This window comes from Methanobrevibacter sp. TMH8 (genome assembly GCF_020148105.1).
Taxonomy (GTDB): Archaea; Methanobacteriota; Methanobacteria; order Methanobacteriales; family Methanobacteriaceae; genus Methanobinarius.
On sequence record NZ_JAHLZE010000032.1, the window covers coordinates 15,158 to 35,773 of the forward strand.

Consider the following 20,616-nt stretch of genomic DNA (forward strand, 5'->3'; position numbering starts at 1 on the left):
CATTTATCTTCTTTTATCACATTATAAATTTCTTTTTTTTGATTAATAAAACCAATATTAATGATAAATAGTAATAAACTCCCCATATAGTTATCATATATTACAATTTTACATCAAAAAAGAGCATTTACTCAAAAATCATTGCAGAAAGCTCTATTATAATCTTATTAATCATGAAAAAATTACACAAATATATCCAATATCCACTAACTTTTTCACGATTAATAAACTCATATTTAAAGAAAAATAAATTTACTTCGTTTAACCCAGGTTAAACGCACTAAAAATGAAAAAAAGTTACTAAACAATGAAAAAAGAACAATAAATCACTTAAAATAGATACAAAAATATTATAAAAATAAAAAAAAGTATTAATATTTCACATATTTTAAACATAAAACATATAAAATTCAATAAAAAAAGTTCAAAAAAGAGGTAAAAAATCCAAAAAAGTATCGTTTAACCTGGGTTAAACGAAATAAAAAAAAATACCACAAAAAACATCAAACACATTCCAAAGCTGTAATATGTTTTTTACTATACTATCTAATATAATGAATAACTTATATAAATGTATCGAATTTGGAATATATTTTTTCCAGCAATATCATAAACATATAGACCAAAAATAAGAATAAGTTTATAAAAAAATAAAGGTATAAATAAAAAATATAAAAATAAGAGAATAAAAGAATAAAAGAATAAAAGAATAAAAGAATATAAGAATAAAAGAATAAGAAATAGTTAAAATATAGCTACTACTTATTTCATAGCTTTTAAACGAACTTCAGGTTCTAAAGCTCTTGGTTCAGCAGCAACTATAGCTGCACCTTTAGCTACAACAGTCATAGGGTCATCTGAAATAGTTACTGGAATGGATAATTCATCACATATTCTTTCTTTAAGACCTCTTAACTGAGAGCTTCCACCAACAGCAACACTGTTATGGAAAACACCAGTAATTAATTCTGGTGAAAGTCTTTCTAAAACTTTGTTTAAACCATTAACAATCTCTTGGATTACAGGTTCTGCAGCATCAGCTACAAGTAAGGAATCAATTACAACTTTTTTCGGTCTGTTAGTTTCAGCTGATTTACCAATAATCTCAGTAGTTTCAACTTCTGTATCTTCACTAGAGTGGAACATACCAACTTTAATTTTAGCAGCTTCAGCATCATGAATACCAATTCCTACATTGTATTTTTCTTTTACAAGATTTACAATATTGTTATCAATATCATCTCCACCAACCCTAACAGTTTCAATATCAGAAATTCCACCAAGAGAAATAACTACTAAATCAGTAGAACCTGCACCAATATCAACGACCATAGTTCCTTCTGGTTCAGCTATAGGTAATCCTGCACCAATTGCAGCAGCTAACCCTTCACTAATTACCAATACATAATCTGCCCCAGCTTCTCGGCCGATTTTTTCTGCAGCTTCTTTCTCTACTTCGGAGGAGTCTCCAGGAATTCCAATAACAATCCTACCTACAGAATCCCCATTTTTAATACCAATTTCCATTGCTTTTACAAGTAATGCTTGTGCTTGAGCAATACTTTCAATAACACCTTTCTTTAAAGGTCTTAAAGCTACAATATCTTCAGGAGTTCTTCCAAGCATTAACTTAGCTTCTTCACCAACAGCTAAAACAGATGAAGAATCATCTTTTTTAACAGCCACTACTGAAGGTATTTGGTATAAATCAAATTTGTCTCCAGATGGCTTTGCAATTACAGTGTTTAAAGTACCTAAGTCAATTCCTAAACTATTAGTAATTCCTTGTTTAGGTTCTGTTTTTTTATCATTATTATTACTTCCAAATAATCTCATAGTCTTTCCTCTTAATCAATATTGAATTTTACTTAATTTTGTAATTTTAATCGTTCAAAAGATTGTTCCAATGCTTATTAAAGAATTTAAAATATTTATAATATTTACAATATTCAATAATAACAGCAATATAAAATATATATTTTAATAATATATTTATTTTAAACAATATAATATTTTGTAATATTAAGCTCAATTGTATATGATTTAATAATAATCCACTAATTAATATAATCCATTAATCTAATTTTATTAACTTATTAATTTATTTTATAATTATATACTTTATAATATAATTGATGATTTTATATATGATTTACATTTAATGATTTAAAATAATTTATAATAAAATCTAAATATCTAAATAAAAGATGAATAATTATCCAAATAAATATCTAAAATAAATATTAAACAATTAAATGAACTATATACTGAATAAATAACTAGATAAATACTTAGATTCCTAAATAAATATATTAAAATAAATATTTTAAATAATATCTAAAGAATACATAAATAATATCTAAAATTAAATAATATTGTTAAAAAATTCAAGCCCATATCAAATTATAATTATTATCTAGAATATTTATTATCTAGAATACTTAAAATATAATTATACATTCAAAAAATTATTAATAAACAAATATAATAAATTTTAATCATCTATTACAATGTCTTTAAAGTCTATAATAAATACATTATTTTTTGTGGCTATTTTTTTAATTTTTACTACATCTTCTATATCTTCAATTGAAATAAGAACCGTTGATAAAACAACATCACTCATATTAAACAATGGAGCTATCATATCCTGTAAAAAATTAGGAAGTTTTACACTCAATTGTAAATCAGTTTCAATGAAACCAGTAGTTTGATCTTCTAATAATATAGAAAAACTAGAACTTTTTCTTTCTGCATCTCCAACAAATTTCTTAATAGCATCATCTGGAGCTACAAGTAACATTAAATTCGGTTCATTACCAACATAAAAAGGAGCAATTTGAATATAAGCTCCGCCATTTTCTTTACTAACATAGCTAAGTTCTCTTATTTTATCAGCATCGCCATATAACATGATAAAATCAAATTTTTTATGAACATAAGATTCTTCTAAAGTGACATGCTCTCTAAAAAGTATTTTAACTCTGTCTTTAGAGGATATAGCTGCATAAGCTATATCATTTACGAGTTCTTCATTGCCTGCAGCAACACACCATAAATGATCCGAACTCTGTTCATTAGAAACTTTTGCTGCCTGCCTTAAAACTTGTATCTTGTCTTCTATCATTATGTCCACCTCCTGTGCTATGCACTATAAAAAGTATGCATAATATTACATAACTTAAATTAATTATTCAAATTATCCATAAAATTAATTTATTAAACTATAATAATTTTAATATAGCTTAAATATCTTATGAAGAATTTTATATAAATCAAAACATCTTTGAGAATTATTTAATCATTGATATCTAATTTCAGCTTCAACTATTAGAAATCAATATAGTATTTTAAATATTATATTCTCATCATGTAGCATAATAAGATTTATTCTATTAATATTTAAATTTATCCTATTATGTTTTAAAAATTTTTAATTAAGGATAAATTATCACAAAATGTTTGATTATTAATACTTTTAATATTATATTAGAATACTCTTAAATTATTAAAAAGGAAAATATATTAAAAATATGCGTAAAATACAGATAAATAATAGAAAAAAAACTAAAAAAACTAAAAAAAGGATAAAAAGACTAAAAAAGACTAAATAGTATGTTAAAAAATATTGAATAAAATTAAATAAAATTAAAAAATTAAGAAATAATAGAAAAATAATAAAAATGAAAAAAGAATATGAAAATAAAAACAAAATAATGAAAATAAAAAATGAGAATAAAAGATATGAAAAAATATATCTTAAAATTTATTCAATAATTTCCTCTATGAACATTAAAGGATAATTTAATTCTGGAATGAATTTCATTCTAACAACGGCTAAAACACTATCAATTTTAGAATGGATTTTTACATCTAACATATCCCCCGATAATGAAACATAATCAAACTCAGACATTATTTCTTTTATTTTAGCTAAATCAATTTTAACTTCAGTTTTTTCAATAGCAGGTTGAAGTGAAAGAGATTTTTCAATAGCTGTTTCTAAGCTATTTGCTGATTTTTCATTAACAGGAGTTCCAATAAATTGATGGAATAATGCACCCATACTAATAGCACCTTCAAAAATAGCCCTTTCTCTAGAGCTAATATTTGAAAAAAATTCTTTTTCTACATTCATTATACACACTTTCCAAAATTATTTTTAAATTATTTTAAAGTATATTTAATAATCTCTATGCACTAAAATCTCCATTTAACCAATTAATTTTTGATGCAATAATATCGGGATCAAATGGAACAAAGTACGCAAATATGAGTATTCCAGACATAATCAAAACTGCAGCTAATATAAATATCCTATCTTCTTTAATTGGATAAAAATAAGATAGTACCAATCCTAGTCCTAAAAAGAGAACACATATAATTAAAGCATTATGCATATTAGGATTTTCTTTAACTATTGTATCATTTAATGGACCAACTTTATCCATATCAGCAACTACAATCAATCTATTAGTTGTAAATCCTGGAGGATCACAAGTGATTAAATATATCTTTTGAACATCTTTATGAACCGGCAACTGATAGCTAGCTGGAACTATAGTTGAGCTATTAACAGTATAGTTAACTTGCCCAATATTTGGCCATTCAAGTGTCACAGTATCTCCTGATTTTAATTGGTTTAAATTAAAAAACGGCGAACTATAGCTAGTCCTATGACCAAATAATATTACTTCCCCTTTTGTAGGAAGGAAAGACACCTCCTCATGGTAGACTCCTTGTGAAATAGAAACATTATTAATTTTTTCATTTACTCCAATAGATGGAATTAGAACTACTGGGGATGTTACATCCTTTTCAATAGATACTTTTGAAGAATAATAGGACACTTCTAGTAATGCATACATACCAACAACTATAAGTGCTATAATAACCACAACTGTTGTGAGTTTTACCAAATAATCACCATATAAATTTTAGTTTTGATTTTAATAAGATAAATTCCTAATAAATAATTTGAATAAATAATTGGAATAATTAATTTGAATAATTAATTTGAATAATTTAAATAAGTTTAATATTTAATATTTAATAATAATTAATAAAATATTTTAATATTAATAATCTAATTGTTTAATAAATTAATAATCTTATTTTATAATTAATTATTAGAATATCAATAACCTAATAATATATAAAACAATCTAATATAAAAATTTATACAAAAATAAATGCACATATTGGAATAATCTATATATATTTATTTAAAAAAAATAATTAGATATAATAATATTAAGTTATATAAACTAGATATTAATAATATATAACTAATTCTATATATAGTTTTGTATATATTTTATGTATACTTTGTAATATCTAAAACAATTTTTCCATAATTCATATTAATTTATTTTTGTTTTTATATACTATTATACAGATATTGTATTAAAATAGTATTCATTACTATTTTATTATATTTTCACAAAATGATTATGTTATATTTTCTTTATTTTCTTTATTTTTTGAATAAGTATTTTTCAATTCATTTATCATCCAATCAGGAGCTTTGCTAGTTGGAATAGTTAAAATAATATTTTCCATATTATTTATAACAAAAGGAACATCATTTCGAGGAACTTCAATCAATAAAAGATATTGAACATCAATCTCAGCTAAATTAGATTGTCTCTCATAGTCAGATAACTTCAATCCATAGCTATTTAACAATGTTGATATTTGTTTTTCATCGTATCCTCCAGATATAGATCCTCTAATCATTTCTTCAACATTTGTAGAGAAAGATTTACTATTCTGAACCTGATTAGTATTATTTCCATTTATTGTAGTTTGTGATTTAATATAATCAGCACTTATCATTCCACTATCTTTTGATCTCATTATAGCCAATATTGTAGACCCACTTATATCTGGAGATATAATAACTGTTTTAGAATCTTGTTGTGAACTAGAAGTTGTTGAAATTTGTCCTGTATTTGATTGTGAATTTGATTGTGAATTTTCATTAACATTAGTGTTTTCTGAATCAGTTGATACATTTGAATTATCAGAACCTTCTGAAATAGAGCTAGATTCAGAATTAGACTGAGAACTAGATTGAGACGAATCAGAAGATTGAAGTTGATTAGAATCATACAATGTATAAATATCAACAATACTCCCTATTGATATTAATCCAGCCCCGGCTTGTAACCTATCTATTAAAACAGGAACTGCCACAGTATCTGGTTTTTTAAAAACAATATTAGCAAGAACTCTGCCGTCATTTTCATTAACTAATGATTTCGCATCTTCTGCATCCATAATAACATTTTTATTATTTATATTATTATTTGATTCAGCATAAACAAATCCTGCTTTAGAAATTTGATTGTTATCATCAATTGAGTTAAAATTTGTATTAGACTCGTTATTTCCATTAAAAATAGCAATATTGCCGGATGCTGTATTTTCAGAAGAAATAGTTTCATAAGTAACCATAACTCTATTAAAATTGTCTTTTGTTTTATTAATCTGTTTTGATTGATATTCTCTCCATGAAAACGTTGCAGGCCGTATAATATCAATAGCATTTATTTCTTCAGGAGATTTAGCTAATTCTATTTCAGAAGTTAAGGTTAAAACATTTGGATCAAGAGCCAAAGGTCCTTTAAAAAGAGAATTCAATTCATTGAATTTATTTGTTTTAGCTGTGGATAAATCATCCTGAAATGGTTGATAAACTAAAAAATAATATCCAGAAAATAATAGAACAATTAAAATTAAACTAAATATAGCTGCACCTAAGATTGTTTTTGAATCATCAGTGCCTAATGATTTTCTAAATTGTTTAAATATATTTTTATCTAGATTAAGATTATCTAGATTAAGAAAATTTTTAAAATCCAACTTTTCATTTTTTTCTTTTTCAATCTTATTAATATTTCCAAATTTATCACTTAATGGTCCAGAAATTACAGATTTTTGTTTATCTGATTTAAAATTTTGTGAATCATTAGTTAATGCTTCTGAACTTGGAATTTTTTTAGGTAAAAATTTATTAAATCTATCATCTTCCTCAGAAATCTTATTTACATTAGAATTAGAAACCTTATTAAAATCATTATGATTTCTATTTAAATCTTTTAAATCAAAATTATCAAGATTTTTTAAATAATTTTCATGTTTTATTTCTTCTTTTGAAGGTTCAATCCTCCGATAATATTCATTGTCAAAATTATCTTCAATAATATTAGGAAAATCATTAGAAATTTCATCTAAAAAATCATCTGCACATTTATCTTGAATATTTTTATTATTACTAATATTATTATTAATATTATTAATATTAAAGATATTATTATCATTATCCTCTGTAAATTTACTATTTTTAGCACATTTACTATTTTTATTTATTACATTATTTTCTACGGTATTTTCTTTATTTTCTTTATTTTTTTTATTTTTTTTATTTTCACTAACTTCAATATCTGTTAAATCATCAATTTTATTAGATATAAAATAAAATACATCTTTAATAGGTTTTAAAAAACTAAATCCCGATTTAAAACTAATTCTAGACTTTAAATTATTGAATTTGTTTAAACTAATTAATTTAGAATTAAATTTTTTTTTGAATCCCTTATCTTTCAAACTACCAACTCTTCAATAGAATATTTATTTGTAGATGAAAATGAGCTGAAAATTATCTTTATTATTTTATAACCTTTTATAATTCCTTAAATTATAATTAAAGTTATGATTAAAAATATAATGAGTTATATTATATACAAAATAAAACAAAATAAAATATATCTAGATATATTAAGATATATCAATATATATTAAGATATATCGACATATATTAGAATATACTAAAATATACTAGATTATATACAATATATCTTGAATATATAAAATATATGTGAATATAATGAAGTATAGAGAATATATTCTATGAATATATTATAATGAAATAATTCATATTAAACTATAACTCAAAATCGATAGAATCACTTTTTGAAAATAATAATCCTTTAAATAGCCCAATTAACACATAAATCAATGTTAAAACAAATACTACACTAGCTGGAATATCAATTCCCCAAAAGACTATTGGATAAGGAATAAGAATAAGTATTAAAAAGATAGCAAATATGCCCAAATATTTAGGATTATCTAATTTTGAATATTTAATATTACTTATCATTAACAATCCCATAATTACCATTAAAATCATTGCTATATACAAATTAAAGAATCCACTTAAAACAAATGAAGATAACAAAACCCCAGTTGCAGGAATTGGAACTCCAATAAATCCTTTAAAATTCAAATTATCAACAATGGCATTGTATCTAGTAAGACGTAAAACTCCACAAATAACAATAAATAATGCAACTATAGCTAACAAATAATTCAACCCAATTAAGTTAATAAATTGAGTAAACTGAGATAATCCAAAATAATAGTGATTAATTAGTGAATTTTGAATAGTACTAGTTCCAATACAATATAAAAGTATTCCTGGAGCAACACCAAAGGAAACAACGTCAGATAATGAATCTATATTCTTTCCAAACCCATATTCATCAATTCTAGATAACTTTCTAGCTACCCATCCATCTATAGAGTCAAAAACTAGTGCAATAATTATAAATATTGCTGAGATAGCTATTTGTCCATTTATTGCCATTAATATAGATAAAAATCCAAAAGATAAATTCAGCAATGAGATTACATCAGACACTGCCATAAAATATCCAATTTTAGTTTCTTTTAAATCCATGTTTTGACTCCTAATAATACTTTAATTGTAGTTATTAATTAATATTTGCTTTTAAATGAGATAAATATTTCTATTAGAGATTAATATTTGATAATAAATTAAATTTTCATAAATAAGAACAAAAAAACAATACAAAATGAATATTTTTATGTCAAAACAATTTTTATATTGAAAATTTCATTTTCTTATTCTTATAATTATTATCATTATAAACATGTATAAATATCAATATATAAAATATCAGTATTGTAAATATCATTATTGTATATTCTATTTAATAATATAATTTAATAATAATATTAATTTAATATATTTAAATTTGATTAATATATATTTATATTATTTATATTATTAATTCCAATATCATAATATAGAAATATATTATAATCATTATTAAAATCTATTATAATCATGTATATAATCAATTTATAAATCATTATAGAAAATAAAAATATTTTTATAGAGTAAAAAATCCCATGGTGAATAAATGAATGTTTTAGGAATAGATGAAGCAGGAAGAGGCCCCGTGATTGGCCCACTTATTGTAGCAGGTGTTGTGATTCCTGATGAAAAGGTCCAAATACTAGAAAGAATGGGTATAAAAGACTCTAAAAGATTAACTCCCACACGAAGAAAAGTATTATCTCGAAAATTGAGAAACATGTTTGAATATGAAACTGTAGAAATAACAGCTAGAGATATCGACAATTTGAGAGCAAAAGATGTAAATCTTAATGAAATAGAAAAAATAGCTATGCTACAAATTATTGATAAATTAGATGCTGATTGCATAATAGTAGACTCAGTCGATGTAAAACCAAAACGATTAGAAGAAGAAATAAAATCAATTTCTGGTAATGATAATGTAATTTCTGAACACAAAGCAGATGATAAATATATGCAAGTTGCTGCTGCTTCTATAATAGCTAAATATGAAAGAGACAGTATAATAGAACAGTTGAAAAAAGAATATAGGGAAATTGGAGAAATTGGATCTGGATATCCAAGTGACCCCAAAACTAAAAAATTCTTAGAAAACTTTAGCTATAATGAAATGCCCGAAATCGTTAGAAAATCTTGGAAAACTGTTGAAAACTTGAAAAACCAAGAATAATATGAATTATGTAATTAAATTACATTATTTGATAATATTATACTATAATTATAGGATAAATAGTAATAAATTATAAAAAGATGTTTAATTATATAATAATTTCAAATTATATATAATTTCAAATAACAAATTATAAAAATATATTTTAAAATAGATTTTATATATATCATTATAAAATTAAATATACAATTTTAAATAACAAATTATAAAGATACATTTTATATATATCATTATAAAATTAAATATACAATTTTAAATAACAAATTATAAAGATACATTTTATATATATCATTATAAAATTAAATATGTAATTTTAAATAACAAATTAATAAGTTAAAAAATAATAATTAAAAATAACAATTTTTAAAAAAATAATTTAAAGATCAATAAAATAATAATTGAAAAATCAATTAAAATAATAAAATAATAAAATAATAAAATAAAAATAAAATCAAGATTAAATTAATTAAAATCATGATAAATTAATATTACACATTAAATTATAATTAGAGGATATTATGATAGTAGAATTTTTCACAGGTGCATTTAATACTTTTATTGAGATATTCCAAAGCGGAGGAGTTATAACTTACATAATTGTTCTTATTGGTATCTATGGACTAATAAGTTCTATTCAAAAGATACGTTACCTTAGAAGTATAAGTAAATCAGACACTACAGAAATTATGGGAACAGTTACAGTAGCAATGAATCGTGGCGGAGCAATTGAGGCTTTAAAATCAATAAGCCATTATAAAAATCCTGTTTCTAAAATCATTTCTGAAGCATTGAAAATTGGATATAAAAATAAAACAGAAGTTGAAGAAGGAATGGAACAGGTATTCATCGTTGAATTAAGTAAAATGACCAGCGGTATTAATACTCTTAAAACCATAATAGAACTTGCTCCATTTTTAGGACTTATAGGTACTGTAATTGGTATTTGGATGACATTTAAGTCATTAGGAGTAAGTCCCAATAGTGCAGCAATGGCAGAAGGTATTTACATTGCATTAATTACAACTATAGTTGGTTTAGCCACAGCTATTATATTATTACCCCTCCATACATATATAAAAAGTTTAATTGATGTGGAAATGGATAAAATCGAGTTAGCTAATAAAATGACCAATTGGAGTTATGCTGTAGCTAAAATTAGAGTTGAAAATAATATCCCCTGTGCATTAGAAGCATTGAAAGAAGCTGATGGAATAGTTAATACAAGAGAAATAATAGAGCAAGATTATACTGGAGCTAATATTCAGGTTTCATTTAAGCCAAGTATGCTTGAAAAGAGTATTAACAATATCATATTAGAAAAATGTGATATTAAATCTGAAATAACTGAAAGTAGACTTAGACAATAAATATATGAAGGAATTAAAATGGCATTAGATATTAAAAGGCACAGACAGAAAATAAAAGAAACTGGGCCTGAATTCAACCTTGTTCCGTTTATTGACATTCTATTTACACTATTAATATTTTTAGTAGTTAGTAGTAGTTTTAGTACTGCAGGAATTAATGATGCTACAGATAGTGGAACTGGAAAACCTAATATAACTGATACAAGTGGTACTTCAGAATATTATTTATTACCTGTAGCAGGATTGGAAAAAGTAACAGTTAATGGTCAAGACATGTCTGCACTCATTAAAGATCATGCTATAGCAGTTCAAACGAAAGTAATTGATCAAGGCGAAATTATTATAAAACCTAAAGAAAGAGCCATTATTATTACAGCACCTCCAGGTATGAGTCCAGAACAGGCAGTGCGTTCTCCAGATTAGATTGAATATTATTTAATATGATATAATAAGTTAGTTGATTACTAGTTAATCACTAGTTTATTATTTATTAATTATAATTTAGTTAATTATTTTATTTGATAATTCAAAATTATATCAAAGAATATGTAATAAATCATAAATCGATAAGAGGGAAGAAAATGTATTTAGGAAGAATTGTATCAGTTGGAATGAATAGTGAAAAAAAACCATTTATAGCTTATAGAGTATCTAGTAGGTCTTTTCCAAATAGGATGGCAAAGAGCTTTGAAGATAAAGCAGCTATTATTCCAAAAGAAGGATATGAAACAGACATATTTGAAAATGCATACATAGCTTATAACTGTGTTAAAATAGTGGGAGATATAGCTATTGTATCCAATGGTTCACATACTGATGTTATAGCTGATAAAATAGCTGTTGGAATGAATATTAAAGATGCTATGGCACTTTCTTTATTAGCTATGGATTATGAAAAAGATGATTATAATACCCCAAGAATAGCTGCAGCAATTACTTCAACAACTGATGAAAATAAATATGAAGCATATATTGGAATAGTTACTGATGGAAAAGTCTTAGTTGAAAAATTAGAACATGGAAAAGCTGCATTTATTTCAACTTATGAATGTCAGTCCCCAGAAGAGGTTGAATTCACTGCAAAAAACTCTGCTTCAGCTGCAAAATTAATATTAGATGAAGGAGAATTTAAAAAATTCACAAATCCAGTAGCTTCAGTTGGATCTGTGTTTGATGGAAAATGGAAAATAGAATCTATTAATTTGTAATTATTATTCTATTAAACTACAAATTTATAATTAAAAAATTAATATTAAATTAATAAAATTAATTGGATTTAAAAATAATCATATTTTTACATTTTTAATTATATATATTAATTAATGTAATTTTAATTATTTATTTAATTATTTATTTAATTAAATTTTATTTTAATTAATTAAATTTTATTAATTAATTTCTAATTAATTTATTTCTAATTTAATTATTTTTTTAAATATTATATTAAATTTAAATATTTATATTAATTATTATTAGAATTATTTTTTTAATAATCTTTATAATAATATTTTATTTAATTATATAAAAACAAACAACATATTTAAAAGTTAAATCTTACAAAATTATAAGCTAAATAGATATTTAAACGGTTTTAAAATGAAACTAGAATTATTAGGATTAACAGAAATTCCTTTAGTAGTAAAAGGAGATAAAATTGCTGATTTAATATTATCCTCACTTGAGCAACAAAATATTGAATTAGAGGAAGGAAATATCCTTTTAATAGCTGAAACCCTAATATCAAAAGCTGAAGGTAATTATATTGATTTAAAAAAAATAAATCCTAGTCCACAAGCTAATGAATTAGCTGAAAAAACTGGAAAAGACCCACAACTTATTGAAGCAATAATCAAGGAATCTAAAGAAATTATTGCAATTGGTCCAAACTTTATAATAAGTGAAACAAAACAAGGTTTTGTTTGTGCAAATGCAGGAATCGATGAATCAAATGTAGAAGAAGGTTTAGCTACACCAATGCCAGAAAACCCTGATAAATCAGCGAAAGAAATATATAATTCCTTAAAAAAAGAAGTTGGAGAAAATTTAGCTATCATAATAACTGATACTCAAGGTAGAGCATTTAGAAATGGTGCTGTTGGTGTAGCAATTGGGTGTTGTGGAATCAATCCTCTTTGGGAAAGAGTAGGTGAAGAAGATCTTTATGGTAGAAAACTTGAAACCACAGAAATAGCTATTGCTGATGAATTAGCTGCTGCAGCATCTCTTTTAATGGGACAAGCTAATGAAGGAATTCCAGTAGTCTTAATTAAAGGATTCCTAAATTTCAATGATTTAAAAGATAAAAAATCAAGTATAAAACCATTGTTGAGAGAAAAAGAATTTGATGTTTTTAGAAAATAAATTTAAATAATTAAAATAATATCTTTAAAAAACAAGGGGAAAGTATGGGAACTGAATTTTTAAATATAAAAGAAGTAGATGAAGCTAAAAAAATTATAAAAGATTTATTCAATGAACTTTATCCTCCAAAATCAGATATTGTTTCTATTGAAGATAGTTATAATCATGTTATTTTTAAAGATATTATTAGTTCAATGGATCTCCCACCATTTAATAGATCTTTAATGGATGGTTTTGCTGTTAAAGCTGAAGATACGTTTGGAGCTAATGATGAACATCCTAAAATTTTAAAATGTATTGATAGTATTGAAGCAGGATCTTATAGTGAAAAAACTATTGAAAAAGGAGAATGTATAGAAATAAGTACAGGCGCCCCAATTCCAGATGGAGCTGATGCTGTAGCTATGGTTGAATTTACTGAAAGAGGTTCTGCTATTGATGAAGAAAATGATATTTATATACTCAAAAGTGTAGCTCCAAATCAAGATTTAGCTCTAAAAGGATCAGATATAACAAAGGAAAAAACACTTTTAAAGGAAAAAACTGTCATTGGTCCTGACAAAATAGGTGTTTTAGCTGCACAAGGAATCAAGGAAGTGGAAGTATATAAAAAGCCAAGAATTGCAGTTATATCTACAGGCAATGAGCTAGTATTAGAAAATGAGAAAAATAAAAATGGAAATATCGAATATGGAAAAATTTATGATGTAAATAGCTATGCTATAACTAGTGGAGCTATTTCAAATGGAGCTATTGCAGAAAATAAAGGAATTGTAAAAGACAACTATCAAAAGCTAAAAAAACAAATTAAAAACTCTCTTGAAGATTTCGACATAGTTATTTGTTCTGGCGGTACTTCAGCTGGTGTTGGAGATGTTTTAAGACATGTTTTAGATGAAATTGGAAAAGTTATCATGCATGGTATTTCTGTTAAACCTGGAAAACCAACACTAGTTGGAAAAGTTAATGAAAAACTTGTTATAGGCCTTCCTGGAAATCCAGTTTCAGCACTTATTATTTTTTATGTATTTATTGTTCCAAATATTAGAAGATTATCTGGAAAAGGTTCTGAAAATATAGAAAAAACTAAAGCTATTTTAGCAAAAAGAATTCATTCCCCTAAAGGTAGAATACACTATAACTTAGTTCAGCTAAAAGATGGACTTGCTTATCCGATAGTAAAAGATTCCGGAGCCATCACTTCTCTTGCACATGCAGATGGTTATATCAAAATCTCAAAAACAATAGAACTTGTTGATGAAGGAAAAGAAGTTGAAATTACTCTTTTTAGATAATATATATTGAAATATATTCAAAAACAAGGAATATTTAAATGGTTTTGAATATAATTATAAACATTATTAATATTGAGATTTAATAAAAAGAGAATAGTTAAGAAAATAATTAAAAAAGAATAAAAAAGAATAAAAAAGAATTAAAATGATTAAGAAAAGAATTAAGGTGCTAATATGAAAATAGAGGACAAAATAATAAAAGATGAAAAATTTGCTATTATAAATTATAAAGGAAATGTTGAAGATATGGGAATTCTTATTGGGAAGCTATTGGCATGGGCAGAAGTTAATAAAGTTCAACTTGCTGGAGCTCCTTTTGCAATATATTATACAAGTCCTCAAAATACAGCTCCTGAAGAAATGATTTATGATATGGGAATTCCTGTTTCAGAAGATACTGAAATTTCTGAAGAAGGAGAAATAAAAGTTGTTGAACTATTAGAACATAGAGTTTTATCTGTCATGCACAATGGATCTTACAAAAATTTGCCTGATACTTATAAAGAAATGGTTGAATATTCTATTAAGAATAATTATGATATAATAGGTTCCCCTAAAGAAATTTACTACAATAGCCCTCATGAAGTTCCTGAAGAAGAGCTTCAAACTGAGGTTCAATTCCCAGTTATAAAAATGTAGATTTCCATTCATTATTCTATTTTTTACATAATTTTCTATTTTTCTTAAAAGGAAAAATAATATAATTTTTCTTTTTAATTCTTTCTTAACTTTTTATTAGTACTTTCTTGAATTTTTATTAGTTTTTTTCAAAATACAAATTTTATTTTATTTTATTTTAAATATAATTAAATTTAAACTAATATAAGATATTTTATATAACCTAGACCAAATAATTATCTTTAAATATCTATTATTGAATTATAAAGATATTTTATATACAAAGAAAAACAAAAATATAGTAAGCTATGGAGGTAAGTATATTATGGCATATGGTGTATCATATGGTACTACCCCTACTGGTTTTGATCCAGGATTCTGGGGATGGATTATAATATATATTATAATAGCTATAGTGGTCTATTATATAATATATCGTTTGTATCTAAGAAGAAAGTATAAGAAAGAATAATTGTATATAAATTAATCTTTATTCAATTTATATTAGAAGATATAACTGCTATTATTGGTTATCCTAAATTTTATTCTAATTAATCATAATAATTAAAAATAATTAAATAAAAAATATCTAATTAAATGCATAATCTAAAAAAAAATAATTAAAAATAATTAAATAAAAAATATCTAATTAAATGCATAATCTAAAAAAAATAATTAAAAATAATTAAAAATAAAAGCAAAAATTAATTCTTAAAAAATATTATGCTTTCTTAAAGTTTAATTCAACAACTTTATTTATTGGGAGCCAAGTAACTTCATCCTCACCATATTCTATTTTAATAAGGTCATCTGTTAATTCTATTGTTTTTACAATCTTATTAGGATTAGGTTTAATTCTGACATCAGTAACAACTGTTTCCATTGGAGTTCCGACAATAAAATGTAAAGTACTGTTTCTATATACTACTTCAATTCTTTTTACAAACATATTATATACCTCATCAATTATTAATATTATTTTGTAATTTATAGCATAAATATTTTATCAAAAATATTGAAAAGATAATACAAATTATTGAAAAACAAAAGAATAAAAGAATTTAAAATTCAAATAGCTATACCTTAAAATGAAGGAATTACAATCAAAAAATAGTTGAATTTGCGGTTTAGATGCAGAATATGTTGAAAAATTCAGAAATATAAAAAAATTAAAAATAGGGATTTTTATTATAAAATAATTTGAACAATATAATAAAAGATAAAAGTTAAAAAATAAAATATAAAAATAAAATAAAAAATATAAATTAATTATAATTCATACTTTTTAATAAAATTTTCTTCTAATTGTTTCCACATCTCATGTTTATTGATTTTAGAATCGATAATTTCTACTAATTCTTCCATCATACTTGTATTTCCATAATTTACAAAATATTCATGAGCCAAAATACTCCAACTATAATATTTTTCCTTTTCATCAATAGGACTATTTAGGAGTACCATTAAATCCCTTCTTAAGTCATTAAAAAACATTCCTAAACGAATATTTTGTCTAGCTATTCTTCCAATTTCTTCCCTATCTTCTTCAGTTAACATGATTTATACCAACTTAGATTTTTACTAATCTATTTAACTACTTAAATCATTTAAAAAAATATCAATTAAATACTTTATTAACCTATTTATCTGCTTAAATCATTTAAAGAATATTTAATAAATATTTAATAATGTTTATAAATATTTATAATATTTCAATAATTTTTAAATAAATTATAAATATGAATTATTTAATAAATTTTCCAACAATTTCCTTAAAGGAGTCAGTTATATAATTTCTCTGAGATTTACTCATACCATAAGTACTACATTTAAACCATTCAGTTTGCCCTCTTTTTATACCAACAATCTTTCTTGTTTTTAGTTCTTCATATAAGAAAAATCCTTTTCTTGGATGAATTTTAGAAATTTCATGTAAAATTGGAGTATCAAATCTAACAAGATCATGATTAGTTGGTTTTATTCCAATCTGAGTTATGCCATCGATTTCTTCCAAATTAGCTACAAATTCCCTTGATAATTTTACTTCTTCATCCCATTTATTTACTCGTTCTATTACATGAGGAAGAGATGCCATTAAAGTAGCTATCGGAGCACCTCTACTAGTACATCCTAACATCTCAATTTCTTTTTTCACATGCCTAGGAGAACGTTTTAACATAGTATCAGCCCATTCATGTTTCATTCCAAGTACACCAATAGGGCCTGAAGCAGCCATACTTTTATGACCACTACCTACAACAAAATCAATATTCCACCCATTAGAATCAATTGGTAATCTTCCCATAGAATAAGCACAATTTAAAAGAGAAGGAACTCCTAATTTACTACAAATTTTACCAAATTCATTTGCATCACTAAGATTTCCATAATTTCCATCAACATGAGTGAGAACAGCTAATTTAATTTCACCATATTCATCAATAGCATTTTCAAGAGCTTTTTGATATATTTCCATATCAGTCCTAAACTCAGGATAATCAGAACTTGGTACCTCTATGATTTCAAGACCTGCTCGCTCAGCAGCTAAATGAGTAGTATAATGAGCATTTCCATCAACAACAATCACATCACCAGGATTACAAATACCATGCATAACTGCAAATTTACCTTCACGAGCCCCATGAGTAGTTCTTACATCATCGACATTTAAAAACTTAGCTAAATCCTCTAAAAATCCCCCAATAGAAGGTTTAGCTATTTCATCTAATCTTCCAGCACAGTAATCACATACACTATACCCATCTCCAAAATCATATAAAGCTTCACGTGCTTCTTTTGGGAGAATTCCTCCCCTTTGTAGTGGATTTAAATTGAGATTTTCTCTCTCAACATCCCGAGTAATATTATAATTTTGACATTCCATAAATTCACCAATTTTAGTATTTGATTATTTAATTTAATTAAGAGGTAAAATCCTTAAGCTATAAAATCCTAAAAAATAATAAATCAAGTATAACAATAACCAGAGTTATTAACCAACCACTCTTAAATCTTTACACAATATTTTAGGAATAATAAAAGGACCATATTGTTTTATCTGACTAATTACACCTTCACAATTAGATAAAGCATTGAAAATATTTCCAGAAACCATAGCTTTTTTAACTGGTTTAATTATCTCACCATTTTCAATTAAAAATCCATTGTTAGATTCTACTGAAAAATCTCCCGAAATAGGGTTAGCTGTATGAGCCCCTAAAACATCAGTAGCTAAAAAGCCCTTTTTAATTTCAGAAATGTCAATTTTTTCACTAAAATCAAAAATAACATTTGAAGGACTAGGAGAAGGAGTTCCAACATAAGAACCTCTAAAACCATTTGAAGTAGAATTTATATTTTCATCATTTGCCTTTTTAGCTGTATAACAATCATAAATAAAACCATTTAAAATACCATTTTCAACTAATTGGGTTTTTTTAGATCCAGTTCCTTCATCATCATAAAATCCAGAGTTAAGACCACCATCAAAACTACCATCATCATATATAGAGAGATTAGTATCAACTATCTGCTTTCCAATTTTATCAGCTAAAATAGACCTTCCTCTTTGAACATTATCTGCATTAAAAGCATTTATAAAAGTATTTATAAGTCCCACAGCAGCATGATAATCTAAAACAACATTCATATCAGAAGTTTCAACATTAACCCCACCAATAGAGTCTTTAGCTATTTTACATGTATCTCTAGCTAATTCCTCACCATTAAGATTAAAAAAACAAGATGAAATACCATCATAAGCAGTTGATTTTTCATCCCCATCTTCAGCGTTTAAAGCTATAAACGCAGAAAATCCAGTTGATTTATTAGATGCAGAGACACCATTTGAATTAACAATTAAATTTTCTGATTTAGAAGCTGAAAATCCTCCAGAAGTTGGTTCACATCCTTCTTCCTCACATATATGAATGATTGATTCTAAAAAATCAGTAGATTCTCCAATTTGAATATTTTCAAATTTAGAATCATAAATGTTATTTACTTTAGCTGGTGTTGATTTTTCACAAAAACAGAAGTTTTCATCTTTTTCATTAAGTTTTGCATTTGAAAAAGCTTTTTCAGCTAAATTTTCAATTTTTTCCATATCTGAAGTATAAGCAAAACCTAATTTATTATCAATAATTACTCTTATTCCAATCCCAAGACTAATCTCCTCTTTAGCAAATTCAAGATTACTTTTTTGAGCATCAAATTGTAAAATTTCCTCTTTTTCTAAATAAATTTCATAATTATCACAATACTTTGAAATTGCTTTTTCTGCATTTTCTGATATTTCAAACAACATAAAAAAATTCCACCTAAATAAATTTTTCAATAGCTTCTTTAACACCATCACCATATTTATTTTCACAAACATAGTCAGCTATTTTCTTTAAATTTTCATCAGCATTTGCTACAGCTATTTTTAATCCACATACTTTTAAAAATTCAATATCATTCTCACTATCCCCAATAGCTAAAATTTCATCTACATTAAATCCATGTTTTTTAGCTACTATTCCAAGAGAGGTTCCTTTATTGATATTTTTATCTGTGATATGAATAGCAAATTGAGTATCATAAACTTCAACATCAAAATCTTCCTTTGATTCTTTCAATAGATTTTTTAAAACTTTTTCATCAATAGTTCTATAGATTGCAATTTCAGATAAACGACTATCAGAATCATCAACCATTTGAATTTGATTTCCATTTCCATTATTATTATTATTATTATTAGTTAATACAGATTTAAGATAATCAAAAGCTTTTTGAGTCTTTTTAAAATCACCTAAAACTTTTATTTTTTCAACACCTTCTTCATCAGGTTCTGAAATTACACCGCCATTTTCAGCTACTATCCCTCCAGTAGCTCCAATTAAAATAGCTGTTGCATAAGCATAAAAGAAAATATTACCTGTAACAATAATTGTTGGGATTCCAAGTTCTTCAGCAGAACGTATAGCTTCAATCGCACTGATACATATTTTTCTATCTTTATCAGTTATTGTTCCATCTACATCTACAGCTATTGCTTTTATTTTTTGTGTTTCCATTCAATCAACCTAATATCAAAATTTCTTCTGTTTACATTTAATTAGATAAATATTAAAT

Annotated in this window: 19 protein-coding genes; 8 read left to right on the top strand and 11 right to left on the bottom strand. The window is 24.7% G+C overall.

All coding sequences use genetic code 11. The features are described from left to right. Window positions 1–762 precede the first annotated feature (762 nt). The 6 genes from KQY27_RS06455 to KQY27_RS06480 all read right to left on the bottom strand — a co-directional run bounded on the left by KQY27_RS06455 (window position 763) and on the right by KQY27_RS06480 (window position 8,746). Window positions 763–1,836 (bottom strand): rod shape-determining protein, encoded by a 1,074-nt coding sequence (locus KQY27_RS06455; RefSeq protein ID WP_224425752.1) that lies wholly within the window; start codon window positions 1,834–1,836, stop codon window positions 763–765. Between the two features lie 658 nt (window positions 1,837–2,494). Next, window positions 2,495–3,127 (bottom strand): hypothetical protein, encoded by a 633-nt coding sequence (locus KQY27_RS06460; RefSeq protein WP_224425753.1) that lies wholly within the window; start codon window positions 3,125–3,127, stop codon window positions 2,495–2,497. A 639-nt stretch (window positions 3,128–3,766) separates the two neighbouring features. Then, window positions 3,767–4,138, bottom strand: a complete 372-nt coding sequence (locus tag KQY27_RS06465; RefSeq protein ID WP_224425754.1) for a dihydroneopterin aldolase family protein — start codon at window positions 4,136–4,138, stop codon at window positions 3,767–3,769. A 55-nt stretch (window positions 4,139–4,193) separates the two neighbouring features. Further along, a complete protein-coding gene (locus KQY27_RS06470; protein ID WP_224425755.1) occupies window positions 4,194–4,919 on the bottom strand; it encodes a sortase in 726 nt (241 codons plus the stop codon). Between the two features lie 532 nt (window positions 4,920–5,451). Further along, window positions 5,452–7,611, bottom strand: a complete 2,160-nt coding sequence (locus tag KQY27_RS06475) for a DUF515 domain-containing protein (protein WP_224425756.1) — start codon at window positions 7,609–7,611, stop codon at window positions 5,452–5,454. Between the two features lie 337 nt (window positions 7,612–7,948). Further along, on the bottom strand, window positions 7,949–8,746 hold the full coding sequence (locus tag KQY27_RS06480) for a CDP-alcohol phosphatidyltransferase family protein (protein WP_224425757.1): 798 nt from the start codon (window positions 8,744–8,746) through the stop codon (window positions 7,949–7,951). Window positions 8,747–9,233: 487 nt separating this feature from the next. On the opposite strand from KQY27_RS06480, the gene rnhB reads away from it, so the two are divergent. The 8 genes from rnhB (at window position 9,234) to KQY27_RS06520 (ending at window position 15,973) form a co-directional block, all read left to right on the top strand. Beyond that, window positions 9,234–9,860 (top strand): ribonuclease HII, encoded by a 627-nt coding sequence (gene rnhB, locus KQY27_RS06485; protein WP_224425758.1) that lies wholly within the window; start codon window positions 9,234–9,236, stop codon window positions 9,858–9,860. A gap of 518 nt (window positions 9,861–10,378) precedes the next feature. Next, window positions 10,379–11,227, top strand: a complete 849-nt coding sequence (locus tag KQY27_RS06490) for a MotA/TolQ/ExbB proton channel family protein (protein ID WP_224425759.1) — start codon at window positions 10,379–10,381, stop codon at window positions 11,225–11,227. An 18-nt stretch (window positions 11,228–11,245) separates the two neighbouring features. Next, complete coding sequence (locus KQY27_RS06495; protein ID WP_224425760.1) at window positions 11,246–11,650, top strand: biopolymer transporter ExbD; 405 nt, start codon at window positions 11,246–11,248, stop codon at window positions 11,648–11,650. A 158-nt stretch (window positions 11,651–11,808) separates the two neighbouring features. After that, window positions 11,809–12,435, top strand: coding sequence for an IMP cyclohydrolase (locus KQY27_RS06500; protein WP_224425761.1), 627 nt, complete (start codon window positions 11,809–11,811; stop codon window positions 12,433–12,435). 388 nt (window positions 12,436–12,823) lie between these two features. Beyond that, complete coding sequence (locus KQY27_RS06505) at window positions 12,824–13,588, top strand: coenzyme F420-0:L-glutamate ligase (protein WP_224425762.1); 765 nt, start codon at window positions 12,824–12,826, stop codon at window positions 13,586–13,588. 44 nt (window positions 13,589–13,632) lie between these two features. Next, on the top strand, window positions 13,633–14,883 hold the full coding sequence (glp, locus tag KQY27_RS06510; RefSeq protein WP_224425763.1) for a gephyrin-like molybdotransferase Glp: 1,251 nt from the start codon (window positions 13,633–13,635) through the stop codon (window positions 14,881–14,883). Window positions 14,884–15,057: 174 nt separating this feature from the next. Next, the gene (locus KQY27_RS06515) at window positions 15,058–15,522 is read left to right on the top strand and encodes a GyrI-like domain-containing protein (RefSeq protein WP_224425764.1); all 465 of its coding nucleotides are present in this window, start codon (window positions 15,058–15,060) and stop codon (window positions 15,520–15,522) included. Window positions 15,523–15,826: 304 nt separating this feature from the next. Then, window positions 15,827–15,973 carry a hypothetical protein gene (locus KQY27_RS06520; RefSeq protein WP_224425765.1) on the top strand — a complete coding sequence of 49 codons (147 nt, stop codon included), beginning with the start codon at window positions 15,827–15,829 and terminating at the stop codon, window positions 15,971–15,973. Window positions 15,974–16,222: 249 nt separating this feature from the next. On the opposite strand, the gene KQY27_RS06525 is transcribed toward KQY27_RS06520, so the two are convergent. From KQY27_RS06525 to KQY27_RS06545, 5 genes are all read right to left on the bottom strand, one after another. Continuing rightward, on the bottom strand, window positions 16,223–16,450 hold the full coding sequence (locus tag KQY27_RS06525) for a hypothetical protein (protein ID WP_224425766.1): 228 nt from the start codon (window positions 16,448–16,450) through the stop codon (window positions 16,223–16,225). 320 nt (window positions 16,451–16,770) lie between these two features. Then, the gene (locus KQY27_RS06530; RefSeq protein ID WP_224425767.1) at window positions 16,771–17,058 is read right to left on the bottom strand and encodes a hypothetical protein; all 288 of its coding nucleotides are present in this window, start codon (window positions 17,056–17,058) and stop codon (window positions 16,771–16,773) included. 187 nt (window positions 17,059–17,245) lie between these two features. Further along, complete coding sequence (pscS, locus tag KQY27_RS06535) at window positions 17,246–18,385, bottom strand: O-phospho-L-seryl-tRNA:Cys-tRNA synthase (protein WP_224425768.1); 1,140 nt, start codon at window positions 18,383–18,385, stop codon at window positions 17,246–17,248. A 108-nt stretch (window positions 18,386–18,493) separates the two neighbouring features. Then, entirely contained in the window at window positions 18,494–19,807 is a 1,314-nt protein-coding gene (locus KQY27_RS06540) for a TldD/PmbA family protein (protein WP_224425769.1), read from the bottom strand. Between the two features lie 13 nt (window positions 19,808–19,820). Continuing rightward, window positions 19,821–20,558, bottom strand: a complete 738-nt coding sequence (locus KQY27_RS06545) for a phosphoglycolate phosphatase (protein WP_224425770.1) — start codon at window positions 20,556–20,558, stop codon at window positions 19,821–19,823. Window positions 20,559–20,616: the final 58 nt, after the last annotated feature.

Excerpts from the sequence above, each read along its gene's own strand:
- KQY27_RS06455 (WP_224425752.1), bottom strand. The coding sequence starts at position 1,836 with ATGAGATTATTTGGAAGTAATAATAATGATAAAAAAACAGAACCTAAA.
- KQY27_RS06460 (WP_224425753.1), bottom strand. The coding sequence starts at position 3,127 with ATGATAGAAGACAAGATACAAGTTTTAAGGCAGGCAGCAAAAGTTTCT.
- KQY27_RS06465 (WP_224425754.1), bottom strand. The coding sequence starts at position 4,138 with ATGAATGTAGAAAAAGAATTTTTTTCAAATATTAGCTCTAGAGAAAGG.
- KQY27_RS06480 (WP_224425757.1), bottom strand. The coding sequence starts at position 8,746 with ATGGATTTAAAAGAAACTAAAATTGGATATTTTATGGCAGTGTCTGAT.
- rnhB (WP_224425758.1), top strand. The coding sequence starts at position 9,234 with ATGAATGTTTTAGGAATAGATGAAGCAGGAAGAGGCCCCGTGATTGGC.
- KQY27_RS06490 (WP_224425759.1), top strand. The coding sequence starts at position 10,379 with ATGATAGTAGAATTTTTCACAGGTGCATTTAATACTTTTATTGAGATA.
- KQY27_RS06495 (WP_224425760.1), top strand. The coding sequence starts at position 11,246 with ATGGCATTAGATATTAAAAGGCACAGACAGAAAATAAAAGAAACTGGG.
- KQY27_RS06500 (WP_224425761.1), top strand. The coding sequence starts at position 11,809 with ATGTATTTAGGAAGAATTGTATCAGTTGGAATGAATAGTGAAAAAAAA.
- KQY27_RS06505 (WP_224425762.1), top strand. The coding sequence starts at position 12,824 with ATGAAACTAGAATTATTAGGATTAACAGAAATTCCTTTAGTAGTAAAA.
- glp (WP_224425763.1), top strand. The coding sequence starts at position 13,633 with ATGGGAACTGAATTTTTAAATATAAAAGAAGTAGATGAAGCTAAAAAA.
- KQY27_RS06515 (WP_224425764.1), top strand. The coding sequence starts at position 15,058 with ATGAAAATAGAGGACAAAATAATAAAAGATGAAAAATTTGCTATTATA.
- KQY27_RS06520 (WP_224425765.1), top strand. The coding sequence starts at position 15,827 with ATGGCATATGGTGTATCATATGGTACTACCCCTACTGGTTTTGATCCA.
- KQY27_RS06525 (WP_224425766.1), bottom strand. The coding sequence starts at position 16,450 with ATGTTTGTAAAAAGAATTGAAGTAGTATATAGAAACAGTACTTTACAT.
- KQY27_RS06530 (WP_224425767.1), bottom strand. The coding sequence starts at position 17,058 with ATGTTAACTGAAGAAGATAGGGAAGAAATTGGAAGAATAGCTAGACAA.
- pscS (WP_224425768.1), bottom strand. The coding sequence starts at position 18,385 with ATGGAATGTCAAAATTATAATATTACTCGGGATGTTGAGAGAGAAAAT.
- KQY27_RS06540 (WP_224425769.1), bottom strand. The coding sequence starts at position 19,807 with ATGTTGTTTGAAATATCAGAAAATGCAGAAAAAGCAATTTCAAAGTAT.
- KQY27_RS06545 (WP_224425770.1), bottom strand. The coding sequence starts at position 20,558 with ATGGAAACACAAAAAATAAAAGCAATAGCTGTAGATGTAGATGGAACA.